Here is a 15,158-nt window from a genome sequence, read left to right as displayed (position 1 = left end):
GCGCGCTACCGGAAGGTGCGTTCGACGTACACCCGCAGCGCGTCACGGACGAAGGTCGCGCCGGCGAGGCCGCCGTAGTTCGCGGCAAACCGCTGGTCGGTGACGTACATCTCCGCCAGGCCCAGGACGTAGTCCCGGTCCGGCGCCGCGCCGTGGCCCGGCGTCCCGGGGATGCCGCTCAGCCACTCGACGTGCCGGCGCGCCAACCGTCGGATTCCCATGTCCGTTCCTCACCTGTGTGCCGGTTCGACATGTCCAGGATGGAGGTTGACGTTGCGCCAAGGTCAAGGTCGAGTTGGCGCGTCCCCGGATCTACGCGCGGTGCAGCGCCCGCGCCCGCGCGGCGTCGACCGGGTGGCCTCCGGGAATCGGCAGAAAGTGCTCCAGCTGCCAGGCCTGTGTGGTGCCGGCCTGGCGACTGCTCGTCGTCACCCACGGCGGGTAGACGCGGATCGCCCGCTTGCCGCCCTCGCCGGCTCGCGAGAGCACGCCGCGCTCGCGCAGGACCTCGCGGGAGAACACGAACTGACCGAAGTGGTCGCCGTCGCGGCAGCTGACGACGAACAGGTCGACGGGGTCGGCGGCGTCGAAGGGCGCGATGGGACCCGGGCCGGGCCGCTTCCACAGCGTCACGAACTGCCCGACCTTCGTCGGTGTGATCCTGGCGACGCGGTACCTGACCTCCCGGCCGTCGAGGGTGTACTCGTACGCCCCGTACGCCGCACTCTCCGGCTCGGGCACCGGCCGCGAACAGGCGAACCCGCAGGGGTCGTACAGCCACGTCCTCGCCGCCAGCAGGTCGGCGTGAACCCCGGGCCAGGACGCCGGATTCGAGTTCTCGCGCCCGGAGGGGTCGGTCATGGTCGTCCTCGTTTCGTGCTCGTCGACGCGCTGGGCGCCGGTGGCGGGGCGCCGCGCCCGACCACTTCGGACAGCCTTGCATTGCTGGTAGCGGCCCCTCGCAGCCACTAGCGTTCCGGCCATGAGCACCGACTCGGGGGACGTGTCGACCGCACCGGAGCCCCACGACGCCGAACCGCACGGCCCGGGCCTCTACGCCAAGCTGAACTGGCTGCGGGCCGGGGTCCTCGGTGCCAACGACGGCATCGTCTCGACGGCGGGCCTGGTGGTCGGCGTCGCCGCCGCGACCACCGACCGCGGGTCGATCCTCACCGCCGGCATTGCCGGGCTCGCCGCGGGCGCGGTGTCGATGGCGCTCGGCGAGTACGTCTCGGTGAGCACCCAACGCGACACCGAGCGCGCGCTGCTGGCGAAGGAGCAGGCCGAACTGGCCGAGACCCCCGAGCAGGAACTCGCGGAGCTCACCGGGCTCTACGAGGCGAAGGGCCTGTCCCCCGCGACCGCGCGCACGGTGGCCGAGGAACTGACCGCGCACGACGCCTTCGCCGCGCACGCGGAGGTCGAACTGGGCATCAACCCCGACGAGCTCACCAACCCCTGGCAGGCCGCCGCGTCCTCGGCGGTCTCGTTCACGCTGGGCGCGCTGCTGCCGCTGATCGCGGTGCTCCTCACGCCGCCCACGGCGCGGATCCCGGTCACGGTCGTGGCGGTGCTGGTCGCGCTGGCGCTCACCGGCAGCGTCAGCGCCCGGCTCGGCGGGTCCGACCGCGGCCGGGCGGTGGCTCGGGTCGTGCTGGGCGGCGCGCTCGCGATGGCCGTCACGTACGGCATCGGGCAACTGGTCGGCGGCGTCGCCCTCTAGCTTTGATGTCCCGGCGTCGGCTTCGAGGTCCCGGCGTCGCCGTCAGGCGGGCGGCGCCAGCAGCACGGGGACCAGGAACTGCTCGATCATGGCGCGCTCGTCGGCCTCGTCCGCGCCGGGCACGGTGAGCAGCGAGACGATCACCCGGACCAGCCAGCGGGCCCGGCGCGAGACCTCCGCGTGGTCGCCGAGCCCGGCGTCGGCCAGGAAGGCCGTCCCCAGCACCTCGATGACCTCCGAGGTGCCGGCCAGTTCGGAGGCGATGCCCGCGTCGCCGAGCCCGAACCAGGCGGCCAGGGTCGGCGTCCGCCGCACCGCACGGACCGCGCCGAGCGTCGCCTCCACGACGCGTCGACGCGGGTCCGTGATGTCGGCGACCTGGGTCGACAGTTGCTCCCCCAGCCGCCGGGCCTCCCGGTGCACGAACGCCAGGTGCAACGACCGGCGGTTGTCGAAGTACCGGTACAGCGTTGCCCGCGAGCACCCCGCCGCCTTCGCGACCTCGGCCATGCCGGTGGTCGCGACGCCCCGCCGGACGAAGAGCTCCGCGGCGGCGTCGAGGATCCGTTCCGCCGCGATCTCGCTGCGCTCCTCGCGCAGCCACGGCGGGGCGGGACTGCCGGAGGCGGTCGGGGCGTCGGGGCCGGCCATCAGCTCACCGAGAACGGCACGTGGGTGGGCCGGCGCACGTAGTTGCCGGGCGCGTACTCGACGGCGTCGATGTCGACGGTGAAGTCGGGGTACCGGCTCAGCAGTTCCTCGAGCGCGACCCGGGCCTGCATGCGGGCGGCGGCCGCACCGAGGCAGTGGTGGCTGCCGTGGCTGAAGGTCATGATCTGACGCGGGGCACGCAGCACGTCGAACTCCTCCGCATCCGGACCGTAGGCACGCGGGTCGCGGTTGGCGGACCCGTAGACCAGCAGTACCTTACGGCCCGCCGGGATGGTGACGCCGCGGCCGTCGACATCGACGGTCACGTCCCGGGTGCTGGTGCGGGCCAGCCCCTGCACGGGCGAGGTGAGACGCAGCAGCTCCTCGACGGCGTCGGAGATCCGGGACGGGTCCTCGAGCAGCAGCGCGCGCTGGTCGGGCCGCTGGGTCAGCAGCTGGACGGCGCCGCCCAGCATCCCGGTGGTGGTGTCGTTGCCGCCGGTGACCATGGTGAACGCGAACCCGAGGATGGACAGCAGTCCGGAGATGTCGCCGTCCGCGCCCACCCCGGCGTCCACCAGGTGCGAGATGGTGTCGTCCCCGGCCTGCCCGGCCGCGGACTCGGCGCGTCGACGCTCGATCAGGCCGCCGAAGTAGCCCATCAGGTCTCCCACGGCGGCGGCCGCGTCGAGGGTGTCGCCGGTGGCGGTGGCCGCGACGATCGAGTCGGTCCAGCCGTCGAACCGGTCACGGTCCTCGGCCGGGACACCCAGGTAGTGCGCGACCACCATGCTCGGCAGCGGCTTGAACAGCGTGGTGACGATGTCGCCACCGCCGGCCGCACGCAGCCCCTCGAGGCGCTCGACCACGAACTCGCGCACCTCCGGCTCGACGGAGTTGACCTGCCGCGGGGTGAACCCGCGCGCGACGAGGCGCCGGAAGTCCGTGTGCTGCGGCGGGTCCTGCATCACCAGCGGCGGGTTGTCCCGCATGCCGATCTTGTCCAGCTCGCCGTACTGCGTGGTCAGCCCGTCCGCGGAGGAGAAGGTCTCGTGGTCGCGGGCGGCGGCGAACACGTCCGCATGCCGGGTGAGCACCCAGTAGTCGTCGCCGGGCGACTCCTCGGGAACCACATGGTGCACGGGGTCGTGCTCACGCAGCGCCGCGTACATGCCGAACGGGTCACGCCAGGACTCCCCGGACGGCGGCACATAGGCGGCCCGACCGGACATAGTTGTCGTCATGTTTCGAGAGTGAGACAGATGCCATTGTTTGTCAACGACGAGTTTCGGCAGGATCTCCCCCGGTTTCCGGGGGAGATCCTGCCGAAATGTCAGAACCGACTCAGTCCGTCATGCCGCACGCGATCCAGTTCCGGATCCGCCAGATGACGTTGTACAGATTCCACGGCGCCACGTCGTAGACGTCCCACCGCTGGCCGACATGGGCGGTCCACTCGGGGAGCTTCGAGCAGCACACGCGGTGTCCGAACATGCGAAAGAGACTGTTGCAGAATGCAGCACGCATCGAGATTCCTCTCGTCAGTCGCCGGCCCCGGATCAGGGCCAGCGTTGGTGCGTGCTCATGGGTCAAACGGTAACACCCTTGGCACCAACCCAATTCGGCAGGATCTGCCCCGGTTTCCGGGGGAGATCCTGCCGAAGGTGCCGTTCAGGAGAACCGCGGCGTCAGCCGGCGCTGCCCGCCCCGGGCAACGTGGAGCCCAGCACGCTGGCGTCGATCACCTGCGCCCCGGTGGTCGGGGTCCAGACGATGGCGCCGTGCGTGAACATCCGGAACTTGCCCGCCTCGTCGGGCATTGCCATCTCGGGGCCGATCGGCGCGCCGAGCACGCCGTTCGCGCCGCCGAGCTCGGCGTACTTCTTCTCGATCTCGGTCGGCGTCGGGACCTCGGGCGCGGCGTCGTCGGGCGCGGCCTGGCGCCCGTCTGGCGGGGCGACGGGTGCCGCCGGGGCCGGGACCAGGCCCTCGGTGATGGTGAACCAGTCGGACTTCAGCCCGAGTTCGATGCGTGCGGCGTTGCCGTCGACGTCCACCGTCTTCTCCGAACCGACCACCCTCATCCCGGTGACGCGGCCACCGTCGGCGCCGAGTCCGTTGCGCGAGGTGACGGCCACCGACTGCAGTTCTCCGACGCCGAACGCCTCGGCGATGTCGCCGGCGGTGAGGACCTGCGTCCAGTCGTGGACAGGCGCCGATGCGTCACCCCTGTCCTCCACCGCGGCGAACACGCCGCCGGCACTGAATCCTCCTGTGGAAGCGGAGAACTCGGCTGCAACCGGGTTGCCGTCACGAACCAGCGCGCGGCCCGCCGTGGAGCGCACCGCCTCGGTGGTCCGCGGGTCCTCCTTCGTCGAGCCGGGGTAGACCTGGCAGTCCTGGGTGTCACAGGTGTCCGCGTAGTCGTACCGATGCTCGGACGCCGCATAGGACCGCGCCGCAATTGCCTGGGCGCGCAACGCTTCTGCTCCTCCGGTGTCCGCCCACTCGGGCTTCGACTCGGCGGGCACCACGCCCAGCAGGTAGTCCTCGAGGTCGACGTGATTGACCACCCTCGGCTCCGCACCCTCCAGGGCTACGCCGAGCGAACCTCGAAAACTGTTGCCGCCACACAGTTTCAGGTTCTGGTCCGCCGGACGGTCCGCGGCGAGATCAACGGGGTCCACCCAGGGATGGTCCGTCGCACCCTGCCAGAGCACCTCCCCCTCGCAGCCCTTGGTCACGGCCACACTCGCACCGCCGCCGGGAGTCGCGGTGAGGTGTGCGACCTCGCCGGGCGCCACCGGGCGACCGGCGACGTTCATGCCGGCGTCGGAGTACACGTTCAGCCCCTGCCCGTCCAGGCCGACGAGTCGCACCGTGATCGGCCGCTGCGGGATGCTGTCCAGCGGGGTGCCGCCGTAGTAATGGTCGATGATCCGTTCCGCGGCCCAGCCCTGCTCGGCGGCGTAGCCGTAGGCGCCCCACTGCCCCATGCCACGGCCGTGGCCGTGGCCGTGACCGACCACGGTGAACGGGGTGTCCGCCGCGACAGCCTCGGTGACCGCGCCCGCGGTCTCGCGGGCGGCGACGATGCCGACCCCGGCCCCCACCACCAGCGCGGGTGCGACGCCCAGCGCGAGGGCGCGCGCCGCGAACGGCCGCCATCCGGCACGTATCGGGCGGCCCATGATGAACTTCTTGCGACGGGTAATGGCCATGTTCCGGTCTCCTCATCGACTGAGACGAGCATCAAGTCTCAAGCTAAGGTTGAGCCTTAGGCTATCTGTGGCTAGTGTGGCAAGAGTGGTCAGCAATGGCAACAGCTGTCACTCAAGCAACACTCGCAACACAAATGCAGGGTTCGGGGCCTCGAGCAGGTTCAGCGAAACAACGAGGGAGTCGTCTTGCCGCACCGCCGATCGAAGCCGTCGATCATCCTGGGGACGGTTGCCGCCGTAGCTATCGCGAGTCCGCTCGCGGTCTGGGGCGTCACCAGCACCTCCGGGGTCCGGTCGACCACCGAGTCCACCCAGTCCGTGCCGACCGAGATCGCGGAGGTCGTCCTCGCGCAGGTCCCCGACATCGTGATCCCGCTCAAGGAGCTGACCGGCCTCGACCTGCCCGACCTGCGCCTGTCCGACCTGAAGAAGCTGCCGCTCCCGCCGCTGCCGACGGAGATCGCGCTCCCGCAGAACCTGCCGCTGCCCGAGGGGCTGACCCTGCCCGAGAAGATCACCCTGCCCGCGCTGCCGGCACCCGTGCCCGCACCCGCACCCGGCGACATCGCCGCGCAGGTACCCGCGGCTCCCGCCCCGGCCGCACCCGCACCCGCACCCGCACCGACGCCGGAGCAGGAGTTCGGCACCGCGGTCAAGGAAATCAGCCGCGACACGCCGTTCAGCATGATCGCGCTGACCTCGGACCTGGGCGCCACCGCGGCCAAGGTCCGCGCGAAGCTCGCGGACGGCTCGTGGGGCCCGTGGTTCGCCACCGAGCAGGTCGACTCACGCAAGAACGATCGCACCCAGGGCGGGAAGACCGGCACCGAGCCGGTGTTCGTCGGCCAGACCACCGCGGTGCAGGTGCTGGTCACCAAGGCCGCGCAGGCCCTGGCGGCACTGCCCACCTCCGGCACCGCCGAGGCGCCGGCGCCCGCGGAGCTGCTGCCCAACCTGCTCACCCCGGTCGACCCCGCCAAGCCCGGCGACCCGGCGCCGGCCGCGGTCGGGTTCGCCCCGGCCGCCCTGAACACCCCGCTCCGTGCGCAGGAGCCCGCGCCCGCGCCCGCGCCGGAGCCCGCGCCGGAGCCCGCACCTGCACCGGAAACCGCTCCCGCACCCGCCTCCACCCAGGCACTCGCGGACGCCGTCACCGCCGTGCTCATCCAGCCCGGTTCCGGCAACGGGGACGCCGAGCTCGGTGACATCGCCTCGCCGCTCGGGGGTTCCGGGCCGAAGGTGATCACCCGCGCGCAGTGGGGCGCCGACGAGGGGATCCGCTGCGACCGACCCAGCTACGACGACTCCCTCGGCGGCGCGACGGTGCACCACACCGCGGGCAGCAACGACTACACCAAGGCCGAGTCCGCCGAGATCGTCCGCTCCATCTACGCGTACCACGCGCAGACCCTCGGCTGGTGCGACGTCGGGTACAACGTGCTGGTCGACAAGTACGGCCAGATCTTCGAGGGCCGCGCCGGCGGGCTCGACCGGAACGTGCAGGGCGCGCACGCCGGCGGGTTCAACGAGAACACCATGGGCATCGCGATGATGGGCGACTTCTCCGCCGTCACCCCGCCGCAGGCCACCGTCGACGCCGTCGGCAAGTTCCTGGGCTGGCGGCTCGCCAAGGCCGGACTGGATCCGACCGGTCGCACCACGATGTACTCCGAGGGCACCGAGTTCACCCCGTACGGCCAGGGCCAGGCCGTGGACCTGCCCGTCATTTTCGCGCACCGCGACGTGGGCAACACCAGCTGCCCGGGCGACGCCGGCTACGCGAAGATGAACCAGATCCGCAGCATCGCCAAGGCCAACTACGGTGGCGGGGGCGGCGTGCTGGCCGTCGCACCGGAGAAGCCGGCGGGCAACGCCGCCACGTCCGGGAACACGCAGACCGGCGCCCAGCCCGACGCCCAGGCCCCGACGATCGACACCGGGTCGGTCGAGCAGCTCGGCACGCTCGTCGGTGAACTGCTGAAGCTCACCGACCAGTCCCCGATCGCCCAGAAGTGGATCTCGGAGGGCGGCGAGCTCGGTCGCCTCGGGGCCTCGCTGAGCGGGATCCTGTCCGCGAAGGCCGGGAACTCGCTCGTGAAGTTCGACAACGGAGCCATCGCCACCTCCCCCAACGGCGGGGTGTGGACGGTGCTCGGCAAGATCTACGAGACGTGGAACCAGAGCGGCCTCGACGGCGGGGCCCTCGGGCTCCCGGTCAGCGACGAGTACGTGGTCCCGGACGGCATGCGCGCCGACTTCGAGTACGGTTCGCTGATCTTCAACCAGATCACCGGCATCGTCACCACGGTGCTCAAGACGTACAACCAGACCTACGCGAATTCCTATGCCGGCCTGCCGGCGGCGGACGCGGCGGCGCAGGTGCCGGCGGCGGCGCCCGTACCCGAGGCTCCCGTTCCCGCTCCCGCCCCCGAGGCACTGGCCCCGGCTCCGGCCCCGGTCGGCTGACCGACCTCAGCGCACCACCCGCATCAGACCGGCTGCCGTGCAGCCGGTCTGATGCGTTGTGACGCAGGGAAGTTCGCCGAGATCAGTTCGCCCACCAGCGTTCCAGCACCCGCGCGACGCCGTCCGCGGAGTTCGACGTGGTGACCTCGTCGGCCGCGGCGATCGCGTCGGGGTGCGCATTGGCCACCGCGACGCCGTGCCGGGCCATCGAGAGCATCGGCACGTCGTTGGGCATGTCTCCGAACGCGACGATCGCGCCGCCGTCGATGCCGAGCCGGCTCGCCAGCGCGGACAGCCCGGACGCCTTGGTCACCCCGGGCGCGGACAGTTCGATCAGCCCGTTGTTGGTCGAGTAGGTCAGGTCCGCGCGACCGTTCAGCAGGGGGGCGAGCCGCTCGACCATGTGCGAGCTGGCGATCCCGGGCAGCCGGATCAGCAGTTTCACCGCCGGGTACGCCACCACCTCGTCGTCGGAGACCTCGGTGTCGTCGGGGTTGAGCCAGGCGTGCTCGTAGTCGGGCGAGCTGACGAACTGCGGCGTGGCCGCGTCGTGCGCGGTGGCACCGATCCGTTCGGCGGCGAGCCCGCAGCCCGGCAGCGCCGACTTGGCGAGCTCCGCCACCCAGGTCAGCGTCTCCACGGACAGGGTCTCGGCGGCGAGCACCCGGTCGGTGGCGCTGTCGTAGAGCACCGCGCCGTTCGCGCACACCGTCATCGGTGCCATGCCGAGGCCGTCGACCACCGGTGCGATCCAGCGTGGCGGCCGGCCGGTGGCCAGCACGAACGGCACCCCGTCCGCGACGGCCGCGTGCACCGCGGCACGGGTGCGGGCGCTGACCATCTCGTCGTCGTCGATCAGGGTGCCGTCTACGTCGCTGGCGATCAGGAGGGGCTTGGGGTATCCGTTGTCCTGCACCAGACCCATCTTGCCGCACCGACCCGCGCGCGGCCGGACGGCCGGACCGGCCGGACGGCCGGACCGGCCGGACGGCCGGACCGGCCGGCCACCGGGACCGCAGCGGCACGTCGTTCAGGGTGACGGTGGACGCAGTACCGGCGCGGCCGGGGCCGGGAGTCACGGACTGTTGCGCGGGCAGCGTGGCGCCGTCGTCCGCCGTCTCGCCGGCGTCCGCGGACGCGCGAATCTCCTTCTGCTGTGTGCCATCTCGCCAAATCTGGCTGCGGCGGCAGGTCGATCACAGCCGGCCGTCGGCCGGCACCTCAGGACTGACCACCGGCCACGGGGTTCGTACGGCGGTCGGGAGGTAGTTGCTTCAGACCGGATGACACTACGAGGACGGACAGCACGATGGCTACGAGAAGCAGCCCCAGGACATCTCCCCACAGATGTCCCATGTGGTCGCCGCTGCCGAAGGACTGCACCGCCATTGTTGCGGCGTGGACGACGCTCGAGCACACGGTGAACCAGATCAGGCTGATGTTGGCCTCAGGACGTCGCGCCGCGTTCCAGAGGAAAATGCCCAGCGTCGCGTACAGGACAACGATCATCATGAAGTAGTCGGACTGGTAGGGAGCACCGAGATGCCATGCCCACCCCGTCGGCCACACCACAGCGAGCGGATAGAGAAGAAGCATCACCGCGCCAAAGACGACGAGCGCGATCTGGAGAAGTCGGTAGCTGTATGAGGACACCATTGCGCGCTCCAATAGGTATGGGCTCCGAGCAGGTCCTGTTTCTCGGACCCCTGAGGCGATCGTGGAATCAAACTACGAGGCGTGGGCCCGGCGGACCCGACGACCGTTCAGATCACCGAGTAGCGCGTCCCACCATGATCGGACGGACGATCGACGGCATGCCGCGCCACACAGCATCGTCGGCTGCGATGGTGAAGCTGCAGTCGCGCATCAGCTCCCCGGTGGCGCGGTTGCAGCGGCAGCCGCCCGCAAAGTGTCGCCACGGTGTGAGCAGAAAATCCTGGCACGCCGCGAGGAACCGCGAGCTCGCACGCACATGTTCGATGAACAGCAACTGCCCATCCGGGCGGAGCACGCGTGCGATCTCGCGAAGCGCGAGTTCGGGGTCGTTGACGGTGCACAGGACGAGCGTCGAGACGACGGTGTCCACGGAGGCATCCGCGAGCGGTAGACGCTCGGCAGGCGCGTCGACGATCCGCGCGACGCGCCCATGCCGCTGCAGGCGACGCGCGAGGCTTCGGCGCATCCCAGGCTCGGGCTCGACGAGCACGAGCTCGGCGATCTCGTCGGGATAGTGCGCGATGTTCAGCCCGGTCCCGGCGCCGATCTCGACGACGCGCCCGCGGGCGCCGCCCAGGAGCGTGCTCCGCCGGCGGCGCATGCCTGCGATCTCGCCCAGCCAGAGAAACGGGTCGTACGCCAGGGCGAAAATCCGCAGCCACGCCGCTGATGGCGGGCTCGCCTGGAGTTCGTTGGTTGATTCGATGCTTGCGTTCTCGGTCATGCGGCCAAACGTACGAGCGACCGCATGGTGCGCGCATCGCTCAGCGCGGCCATCTTCTGCAGGTGGCCCGTTCCGGCCATCTCACAGGAGTCCGAGACGGGCGGCCTCCGCGACAGCGGCCGTCCGTGAGGTGCGGCCCAGCTTGCGGCGGATATTCGCAACGTGGCGGTGAACGGTGTGCGGGCTCAGCACGAGCTGCTCGGCGATCTCGCGATCGCCGAGACCGCGAGCGACGCAGGCGAGGATCTCACGCTCACGGCTGGACAGTAGGACCGATTCCGGCTCGCTCGCATGGTGCGGCGGCGGCTGCACCGGTGCCAGCGCTTGGCGGCACGCGCGGACCACGGAATCTGTGTCGTCGTGCCAGGGGAAGTGCGCGCTTCCCGGCAGCGGGATGAATGTCGCGCCTGGAATGGCGGCCGCGACCTCACGCCCGAGCCGGAACGGCACAGCGCGGTCGCCACGACGATGCACAACCAACGCCGGCTGCCGGACGAGAGGGAGGTGCGCGCGTACGTCAAGGCGATAGACCAGATCCAACAACGCGGCAGCGGTTTCGGCGGTCGCCGCCTCCCGCTGCAACCGTGCGAAGAGTTCGTGCTCCGCAGGGTCGGCACCACCGAGGAAGATGTCACTGAGCAGGCGCGAGCCGAGTCCCCAGTGCGCGCGCACGGCCGCCAGGATCGCGTCCCCCACGCCCGGAGCTGTCAGCGCCGCACCGTCGGGGTACGACCCGTACAGCACCAGGTGCTCGACGCGCTCCGGAAACGCTGCGGCAAATGCGATGGCGGTGCAACTCCCGGACGAGCCGCCGATGAGCGACACGCGCTCGAGTTCGAGCTCGTCCAGAAGCGCGCGCAACGTCGCAACTTCCCCACCCAGGCTCAGATCCGCATCGTGCAAAGTGCGGTCCGACATGCCGACGCCGAGCCGGTCGTAGCGGATCAGTGTGTAGCCAGTCGCGACTCCCTCCCAGAATCGCCGAAAGCCCACGCTCTGCCAGTCGAGCTCGAGGTGACTCACCCACCACGCCGGAGCGACGAGCGGTGGACCGTCCCCGCGTATCTCGTACGCCACGCGGCGGGCGCCGCGGGGGAGGAACCGGATCTCGGACTTCTCCAGCATCGCCCGAGCCTACGACGTCCGGCTGCGCAGCGAATCAGAAGAAGTACTACCGCCCCACCGCCCCCACGGCCTTGAACAGCACTATTGCAGCCATTCCGATGGGCTGGATCGTGGCGTCCGGGGGGTCCGTCCTCGCCGGACGCCTCCTCCGAACGGGCGTCTTCTGTCCCTCGTCGACCGCGAAATGCTCTCCGAGTCGACCCTCGTGCGCCTACTCAGTCCGCCAGCACGCGCTCGAGTGCGTCGTCCGGGGGCGAGCCCACCTTCGGCGGCCGGTTCGAGAGCATGTCGGCGACGGCCTTCGGCCTGGCGAGCCACTCCCGCGCGGTGTTCCTGGCCACGGTGATCGTCCGGCAGTCGCAGTCACCCTTGACGCCGTCCGCATCGATCCCGGCGTGCCGGCACAGCGCCACCGCCCGGGAGACGTGGTTGCCCTGGCTGACGATCAGCGCCTTGCGCACCCCGAACGTCTGCGCGGCACGGGCGCAGGTGTCGTAGGTGTCCAGCCCGTAGTCGTCACCGACGATCAGACTGCGATCGACGCCCTGCGCCACCAGGTAGTCGGTCATCGCGGCGATCTCGTTGCCGGAGGTGCCGTTGGCGTCGCCGGAGACCAGCACCGCGCGCGCCTTCCCCTCCCGCACCAGCCGGGCCCCCACGTCGAGGCGGCCGGCCAGGAAGGACATCGGCTTGCCGTCGGCGACCTTGGCGCCGAGCACGATCACCACCGGGGCCTCCGGCGCGTCGCCGGGTTCGTGCACGTGCCCCGCGGAGGCGACCCCGATCCAGGCCATCGAACCGAGCACCACGACCGCCAGCAGGGCCACCCCAGACGCCGCGACGCGCACCAGTCGCCGGCGCACCGGCCTGCCGTCGGCCGAGCCGGTCAGGAGCCGTCCCGCGGCGCCTGCGCCCGGCGCGCGGCCTTGGCCTCCGCGTCCGCGGCGTCCATCCGGTTGGCCTCCTCGAGCGTCGGGGCACTGCCGCCGAGCCGGGCCGGCACCCAGTACTCCCCGGCGGGGTGCTCGTAGTTCTCCTGCAGCGACGTCAGCAGCTTCGCCATGACGTCGTGCAGCGCGGCGGTCAGGTCGGCGGCGGGCTCGAACGGCGCGATCGGCGCACCGACCGCGATGGAGATCGGAGTGTTGGTGCGGCCCAACCGCTTCGGGTGCCCCTTGGTCCACACCCGCTGAGCGCCCCAGATCACCACCGGGATGATCGGCACGTCCGCCTCGAGGGCCATCCGCGCCGCTCCGGACTTGAAGTCCTTGAGCTCGAAGCTGCGGCTGATGGTCGCCTCCGGGTAGACGCCGACCAGCTCGCCTCGGCGCAGGTCGTCGACGGCGGCCCGGAACGAGTCGGCGCCCGCGCCCCGGTCCACCGGGATGTGCTTGAGCGTGCGCATGATCGGCCCGGAGATCTTGTTGTCGAAGACCTCCTTCTTCGCCATGAAGCGGATGTACCGCTTGACCTTGCGCACCGGCAGGCCTGCGTAAGTGAAGTCCAGGTACCCGGTGTGGTTGACGGCGATCACCGCCCCGCCGTGGGCCGGGATGTGCTCCGCGCCGGTGACCGTGAACTTCAGGCCCTGGGCGGCGAACATCGTACGAGCGATGCCGATGATCGTTCTGTAGACGGGTTCCACGATTCCCGAGCCTAGCCGTCGGGCAGCTCCGCTGCCTGTGCGCCTTTTTGGTGACTGGGGCCACCGGAAAGGCGCACGGGCGGCGCAGCCGCCTACCCTTGAGGCGTCGAATCATCCGTAGGAGGCATACCAGTGCAGGTCACGAGCGTCGGACACGCCGGATTCCACATCCAGACCGAGGCGGGATCGATCCTCTGCGACCCGTGGGTGAACCCCGCGTACTTCGCGTCGTGGTTCCCCTTCCCCGACAACACGGGGCTGGACTGGGACRCACTCGGCAATGTCGACTACCTGTACGTCTCGCACCTGCACAAGGACCACTTCGACCCCGAGACGCTGAGCAAGCACGTCAACAAGGACGCGACGGTGCTGCTGCCGGACTACCCGGTGCCGGACCTCAAGCGCGAGCTCGAGAAGCTCGGCTTCCACAAGTTCTTCGAGACCGCGGACTCCGTCAAGCACACCGTGACCGGGCCCAAGGGCAGCCTGGACGTCATGATCATCGCGCTGCGCGCCCCGGCCGACGGCCCCATCGGCGACTCGGGCATCGTGATCTCCGACGGCACCACCACCTGCTTCAACATGAACGACGCCCGCCCGGTGGACATGGACGTGCTCGGCGAACAGTTCGGCAAGATCGACATCCACCTGCTGCAGTACTCGGGTGCGATCTGGTACCCGATGGTCTACGACATCCCGTCGCGCACCAAGTCGAACTTCGGCAAGCAGAAGCGTCAGCGCGGCATGGACCGCTGCCGCAGCTACATCGAGCAGGTCGGCGCCACCTGGGTGGTCCCGTCCGCCGGCCCGCCGGTGTTCCTGGACCCGGAACTGCGCTACCTCAACGACGACCGCGGCGACGAGGGCAACATCTTCCCCGACCAGATCGTCTTCCTCGAGCAGATGCGCCAGCACGGCAACAACGGTGGCCTGCTGATGATCCCGGGGTCGACGGTGGACCTGAGCGGCAGCGAGCTGGCACTCACGCACCCGATCCCGGACGCCGAGGTCGACAAGATCTTCTCGGACAAGGCCGCCTACATCGAGGACATGGCACAGCGTCTGGCGCCGGTGCTGGCCGCCGAGAAGGCGACGTGGGCGCCGGCCGAGGGCGAGCCGCTGCTCGCGCCGCTCAAGGCGAAGTTCGAGCCGATCATGGCGCAGTCGGACCTGATCTGCGACGGCATCGGCTACCCCGTCGGCCTGGTGATGGGCGAGGAGACCGTGGTCCTCGACTTCCCGAACCGGACCGTGCGCGAGCCGATCGAGGGCGAGGGCAAGTACCGGTACGGCTTCCGGATCGCGCCCGAGCTGGTGCGCACCGTGCTGCGCGACGACGAGCCGGACTGGGTGAACACCATCTTCCTGTCCACCAGATTCGAGGCGTGGCGGGTCGGCGGCTACAACGAATTCCTCTACACATTCTTCAAGTGCCTGACCGACGAGCGGATCGCGTACGCCGACGGCTGGTTCTCCGAGGCGCACGACGACTCCTCGTCGATCGAGCTGGGCGGCTACGAGATTCAGCGCCGGTGCCCCCACCTGAAGGCGGACCTGTCGAAGTTCGGCGTCGTCGAGGGCAGCAACCTCACCTGCAACCTGCACGGCTGGCAGTGGGACCTCGAGACCGGACGCTGTAAGACCTCGAAGGGACACGAGCTGCGCTCGACGAAGCTGTAGTCCCGAGGCCCCGCACCCGATTTCGGGTGCGGGGCGCGGGCCGGCAATTCTCGAATCGCTGCGCGTGTCGGGAATTACGCCGGGCGCCGCGTGGTTGCAATAGAACACGGCTATTCGAGGCGCGCCATGTCCACGGCCACCATTTTGCGGGCGAGCGGGCGATCGCGAAGACCGACGGCACTGCCCGGTCGCGAGCATGACGGAAGC

General features: G+C 70.4%; 15 protein-coding genes. 3 read left to right on the top strand and 12 right to left on the bottom strand.

Going from position 1 to position 15,158, the window contains the following annotated elements; translation table 11 throughout:
* Positions 1-5 precede the first annotated feature (5 nt).
* Positions 6-221 (bottom strand): TipAS antibiotic-recognition domain-containing protein, encoded by a 216-nt coding sequence (locus tag AC1DU4_RS12585; protein ID WP_477840268.1) that lies wholly within the window; start codon positions 219-221, stop codon positions 6-8.
* 91 nt (positions 222-312) lie between these two features.
* Positions 313-861: a MepB family protein gene (locus AC1DU4_RS12580; RefSeq protein ID WP_477840266.1), complete on the bottom strand. Its 549-nt coding sequence runs from the start codon at positions 859-861 to the stop codon at positions 313-315.
* A gap of 121 nt (positions 862-982) precedes the next feature.
* On the opposite strand from AC1DU4_RS12580, the gene AC1DU4_RS12575 reads away from it, so the two are divergent.
* A complete protein-coding gene (locus AC1DU4_RS12575) occupies positions 983-1,723 on the top strand; it encodes a VIT1/CCC1 transporter family protein (protein WP_477840264.1) in 741 nt (246 codons plus the stop codon).
* A gap of 42 nt (positions 1,724-1,765) precedes the next feature.
* Here AC1DU4_RS12575 and AC1DU4_RS12570 read toward each other — a convergent pair whose 3' ends face one another.
* The 4 genes from AC1DU4_RS12570 to AC1DU4_RS12555 all read right to left on the bottom strand — a co-directional run bounded on the left by AC1DU4_RS12570 (position 1,766) and on the right by AC1DU4_RS12555 (position 5,595).
* The gene (locus tag AC1DU4_RS12570) at positions 1,766-2,374 is read right to left on the bottom strand and encodes a TetR/AcrR family transcriptional regulator (RefSeq protein ID WP_477840262.1); all 609 of its coding nucleotides are present in this window, start codon (positions 2,372-2,374) and stop codon (positions 1,766-1,768) included.
* Entirely contained in the window at positions 2,374-3,618 is a 1,245-nt protein-coding gene (locus AC1DU4_RS12565) for a cytochrome P450 (protein ID WP_477840260.1), read from the bottom strand. The genes AC1DU4_RS12570 and AC1DU4_RS12565 overlap by 1 nt, the downstream gene beginning before the upstream one ends.
* A 100-nt stretch (positions 3,619-3,718) precedes the next feature.
* On the bottom strand, positions 3,719-3,868 hold the full coding sequence (locus AC1DU4_RS12560) for a hypothetical protein (RefSeq protein ID WP_477840258.1): 150 nt from the start codon (positions 3,866-3,868) through the stop codon (positions 3,719-3,721).
* Between the two features lie 194 nt (positions 3,869-4,062).
* Positions 4,063-5,595: a SpoIID/LytB domain-containing protein gene (locus AC1DU4_RS12555; RefSeq protein ID WP_477840256.1), complete on the bottom strand. Its 1,533-nt coding sequence runs from the start codon at positions 5,593-5,595 to the stop codon at positions 4,063-4,065.
* 186 nt (positions 5,596-5,781) lie between these two features.
* On the opposite strand from AC1DU4_RS12555, the gene AC1DU4_RS12550 reads away from it, so the two are divergent.
* Positions 5,782-8,061 (top strand): N-acetylmuramoyl-L-alanine amidase, encoded by a 2,280-nt coding sequence (locus AC1DU4_RS12550; protein WP_477840254.1) that lies wholly within the window; start codon positions 5,782-5,784, stop codon positions 8,059-8,061.
* A gap of 82 nt (positions 8,062-8,143) precedes the next feature.
* Here the strand turns inward: AC1DU4_RS12550 and AC1DU4_RS12545 are convergent, their stop codons facing one another.
* The 6 genes from AC1DU4_RS12545 to AC1DU4_RS12520 all read right to left on the bottom strand — a co-directional run bounded on the left by AC1DU4_RS12545 (position 8,144) and on the right by AC1DU4_RS12520 (position 13,271).
* Positions 8,144-8,986: an HAD family hydrolase gene (locus AC1DU4_RS12545; protein WP_477840252.1), complete on the bottom strand. Its 843-nt coding sequence runs from the start codon at positions 8,984-8,986 to the stop codon at positions 8,144-8,146.
* Positions 8,987-9,282: 296 nt separating this feature from the next.
* Entirely contained in the window at positions 9,283-9,717 is a 435-nt protein-coding gene (locus AC1DU4_RS12540; protein ID WP_477840250.1) for a DUF6632 domain-containing protein, read from the bottom strand.
* Positions 9,718-9,829: 112 nt separating this feature from the next.
* Entirely contained in the window at positions 9,830-10,501 is a 672-nt protein-coding gene (locus AC1DU4_RS12535; RefSeq protein ID WP_477840248.1) for a class I SAM-dependent methyltransferase, read from the bottom strand.
* Between the two features lie 81 nt (positions 10,502-10,582).
* Positions 10,583-11,626, bottom strand: a complete 1,044-nt coding sequence (locus tag AC1DU4_RS12530) for an alpha/beta fold hydrolase (protein WP_477840246.1) — start codon at positions 11,624-11,626, stop codon at positions 10,583-10,585.
* Between the two features lie 215 nt (positions 11,627-11,841).
* Positions 11,842-12,489: a SanA/YdcF family protein gene (locus AC1DU4_RS12525; RefSeq protein WP_477840244.1), complete on the bottom strand. Its 648-nt coding sequence runs from the start codon at positions 12,487-12,489 to the stop codon at positions 11,842-11,844.
* A 23-nt stretch (positions 12,490-12,512) separates the two neighbouring features.
* Complete coding sequence (locus tag AC1DU4_RS12520; protein ID WP_477840242.1) at positions 12,513-13,271, bottom strand: lysophospholipid acyltransferase family protein; 759 nt, start codon at positions 13,269-13,271, stop codon at positions 12,513-12,515.
* A 132-nt stretch (positions 13,272-13,403) separates the two neighbouring features.
* On the opposite strand from AC1DU4_RS12520, the gene AC1DU4_RS12515 reads away from it, so the two are divergent.
* The gene (locus AC1DU4_RS12515) at positions 13,404-14,951 is read left to right on the top strand and encodes a Rieske 2Fe-2S domain-containing protein (RefSeq protein ID WP_477840239.1); all 1,548 of its coding nucleotides are present in this window, start codon (positions 13,404-13,406) and stop codon (positions 14,949-14,951) included.
* Positions 14,952-15,158: the final 207 nt, after the last annotated feature.

This window comes from Rhodococcus sp. P4_F5, from assembly GCF_056401315.1.
The sequence above is the reverse complement of the archived record's forward strand: the minus strand, read 5'-3'. Positions and strand labels throughout refer to the sequence as shown.